Below are 3455 nucleotides of genomic sequence, written 5' to 3' on the forward strand. Positions count from 1 at the left end.
GCCGCGCGCGGTCGGCCAGGTCGCCTGTTTTGCCGGGCCGGACGCGTTGCCGGACTTTCTCGATGGCCTGGACGTGCTGGTGAACCTGCTCCCGTTGACGCCGCACACGGCGGACATACTCGACCGGACGCTGTTCGCGCGGCTGGCGCCGGGCGCGCAGTTGATCAACATCGGACGAGGCGCCCACCTGGTCGAGGAAGACCTGCTGCGCGCGCTCGACAGTGGACAGCTGGCCCAGGCCACGCTGGACGTGTTCCGCGAGGAGCCGCTGCCGCCCGATCACCCGTTCTGGCGGCATCCGCGCATCGAGATCACGCCGCACGTGGCCGCGCTGACGCTGTGCCGGGAAAGCGCGCGCCAGATCGCGGCCAGGATCGCCCGGATCGAGCGCGGACTGCCGGTCGACGGCGTCATCGACCGGACCAGCGGTTATTGACCGGTCAGCAGAGCGCCTGGCTGACGATGGCGAACTGCCGGACCGTAGCGTCTCGCGGCGGCACGCCATGGCGGGCCATCGTCACCGCGGTGTCCACCTCGGCCAGCCCGGCCTGCGCCAGCCATTCGCCCAGGCCGCTCGACCCCGTCACGTCCAGGCGCACGAAGGCGCCGGCGTAGGCATCGCCCCACGTCGCGATCAGCGCCTGCGCGCACGCGGCGTCGGCCGCGACCACCGGCCCGATCACGTGGCCGCGGCCGAACGGCCGTATCAGCGAAAAACCGGTCACGGCGCCATCCTGCTCCAGCACGGCGCCGTCGGCCACGCCGATCAGCTGTTTCAGCAACTCGTCGCGCACCATCCCGGTGCCGCGGTTCGCCAGTGCGACGATGGCGGGGATGTCGGCGGCGGTGGCCGGCCGCGCACGCGGTCCCGCCGATGCCGCCGGCGGGGCAAATATGCCCTGGTGCTGGTGGAGCGTGCCGATGGCCTGGAAGCCCAGGCTTTCGTACAGTGGCTGCCCGGCCACGGTGGCGTTGAGCACCGTGCAGCGGTCGCCGAGCTGGTCGAGCACCAGGTGCATCAGCCGGCGGCCGATGCCCTTGCCCTGGTGGGCCGGGGCCACGATGATCAGCCCCAGCGAACCGTGGTGTGGGCCCTGATGCCAGCACAGCGCGGTGCCGGCCACGGTGCCGTCTTCCTCGGCCACGAAGCCGGTGCCCAGGCGCAGGGCGAACTGCCAGTCCTCGGGACGATGCGGCCAGCGCACGGCTTGCGACAGCGCGAGCGCCGCGGGCAGGTCATCCTCGCGCATCGGGCGGCAGGTGATGGCGGTATATGTCGTTGTCATGATCTGTCCTTCCGGTCAGCCGAGCGACTGGCTGAGCAGGGCGAAGCACTTGACGGGACCCGCGGGCCGCGGCGGGTCGCCGCGCATCATCGCGTGTACCGATTCCTCGACCTGGACGAGGCCCATTTCGGTGAGCCAGGGACTGAGGCCGCTGCTGTCCGGCGCGTCGACGCGGACGAATGCACCCGCCTGCGTGCCGGCCCAATGGGCGATCAGCGCCTTCGCGTGCCCGGCATCGGCCGCGACGACGGGGCCGATCACATAGCCGTGGCCGAACTTGCGCAGCGCCGCGAAGGCGACGAGTTCGCCGTAGCGGTCGATGGCGACGACGTCCGCCACGGTCAGCAGGTGCTTGATCACGGTGGCGCGCGGCACGCCGGTCGAGCGCGTGGCCAGGTCGGCCAGCACCGCCTCGTCGCGCGGACCGACCGGCCGGATCCGTTCGCCCGGGCCGAGCGGCACGAACGGGGCGCGGAACACGCTGCCCTGGTGCTGGTGCACCCAGCCCGTCTGGACGAAACCTTTGTGTTCGATGAAGCGCACCCCGGTCGCGGTGGTATGCAGCAGGATGGTGCGGTCGCCGATCTCCGTCAGGATGCGCTCGAGCAGCGCGCTCGCGATTCCCCGGTCCCGGTGGCCGGGTGCGACGATGGTCATGCCGAGCGACGCGTAGCCGGGGCCGTGCAGCCAGCACATGATGGTGCCGACGATGCCGGACGTGTCTTCGGCGACGATGCCTTCGCCGAGTGCGTGGATGAACTGCCAGTCTTCCAGGCGGTGCGGCCATAACACGGACAGCGACAGCTTGTGCGCCGCCGGCAGGTCGGCGGCAGTCATCCTGCGGTACCGCACCTGGCTTTTTGGGTTTCGATCTTTCATGTGATTGCTCCTCGCCGAGTGGCTATCCGGCCGCATCATGCCACACACGAATCCGTCCGGCGACGGGGTAAATGCAATTCGAAACGATCCACCATTTGCCGCTGCAATACGAAAGCTTGTGCCGTTCCGGGCCGGCCGGACGACATAAAATGCTTGGGGAACGCTCCTACAATCTTTTCAGAGTCGCACATGACGCAACACTGAAAGGACACACGATGGAACGTTTCGACCCCGACCGGGTGGCAGTACGCAGCGCCCACTTCATCGGCGGGCAGTATGTGGCGGGCGGCGCGCAGGCGATGGACGTCAGGCGCCCGTCCGATGGCCGGGTGTACGCCGGCGTGCCGCTGGCCGACGCCGACCTGGTCGACCGCGCGGTACAGGATGCGTGGCGCGCCTGGAAGACCAGCAACTGGGCGCGCTGCGCGCCGCGCGAGCGCGCGCGCGTGCTGCGCCGCTGGGCCGACCTGATCGACGCCGACGCGCAGGCCCTGGCGCAATTGGAGGCGGTCGGCTCGACCCGTCCGCTCAAGGATGCCGCCGCCTGGGACGTGCCGTTCACCGCGGACGGCATCCGCTTCTTCGCCGAGTGGGCCGACAAGATCGGCGGCGACATCGCGCCGACCCGCACCGACCATCTCGGCATGACCATCGCCGAACCCTATGGCGTGATCGCCGCCATCGCCCCCTGGAACCTCCCGCTGGTCATGGCCTCCTGGAAGGTGGCGCCGGCGCTGGCGGCGGGCAACGCGGTGGTCCTCAAGCCCTCCGAGATGACGCCGTTCTCCGTGCTGCGCCTGGCCGAACTGGCCATCGAGGCCGGCATGCCCGCGGGGATCTTCAACATCGTCCAGGGCGACGGCCAGGGCGCCGGCGCCGCCTTGTGCCGCCATCCGCGCATCGCGAAAGTGACGTTTACCGGATCGACCCGCAGCGGCGCCGCCATCATGGCCGCGTGCGCGGAAAGCGGCACGAAGCCGGTCACGCTGGAATTGGGCGGCAAGAGCCCGCAAGTGGTGTTCGCCGACGCGCCCGACCTCGAACGCACCGTCCGCACCGTCGCACGCGCCATCACGCTGAATGCCGGCCAGGTGTGCGTGGCCGGGTCGCGCCTGATCGTGGAGCGCGCGGTGGCGGATCGCGTCGTCGAGCGCCTCGCCGCGGTCTTCGCCGAACTCAAGGCCGGGACCACCTGGGATCCCGACGCCACGCTGGGACCCATCATCGCGCGCCGCGAGATGGACCGCATCGACGGCATCGTGCGGCGCACGATCGCCGCGGGCGGCCGGC

The 3455-nt window shown here is 70.5% G+C and carries 4 protein-coding genes; 2 read left to right on the plus strand and 2 right to left on the minus strand.

Translation table 11 applies throughout. The features are described 5' to 3' along the window. Positions 1–436: NAD(P)-dependent oxidoreductase (locus ACEN88_RS27105; RefSeq protein WP_413344649.1), on the plus strand; the 436-nt coding region annotated here is incomplete at its 5' end. A 4-nt stretch (positions 437–440) separates the two neighbouring features. Here the strand turns inward: ACEN88_RS27105 and ACEN88_RS27110 are convergent. Continuing rightward, positions 441–1286 (minus strand): GNAT family N-acetyltransferase, encoded by an 846-nt coding sequence (locus ACEN88_RS27110; protein ID WP_413344651.1) that lies wholly within the window; start codon positions 1284–1286, stop codon positions 441–443. A 15-nt stretch (positions 1287–1301) separates the two neighbouring features. After that, complete coding sequence (locus ACEN88_RS27115) at positions 1302–2165, minus strand: GNAT family N-acetyltransferase (protein ID WP_413344653.1); 864 nt, start codon at positions 2163–2165, stop codon at positions 1302–1304. A 215-nt stretch (positions 2166–2380) separates the two neighbouring features. Here ACEN88_RS27115 and ACEN88_RS27120 point away from each other — a divergent pair. Continuing rightward, on the plus strand, positions 2381–3455 hold a 1075-nt coding region (locus ACEN88_RS27120; protein WP_413344655.1), incomplete at its 3' end, for an aldehyde dehydrogenase family protein.

Source organism: Massilia sp. CT11-108, from assembly GCF_047302915.1.
GTDB lineage: Bacteria > Pseudomonadota > Gammaproteobacteria > Burkholderiales > Burkholderiaceae_D > Telluria > Telluria orientalis.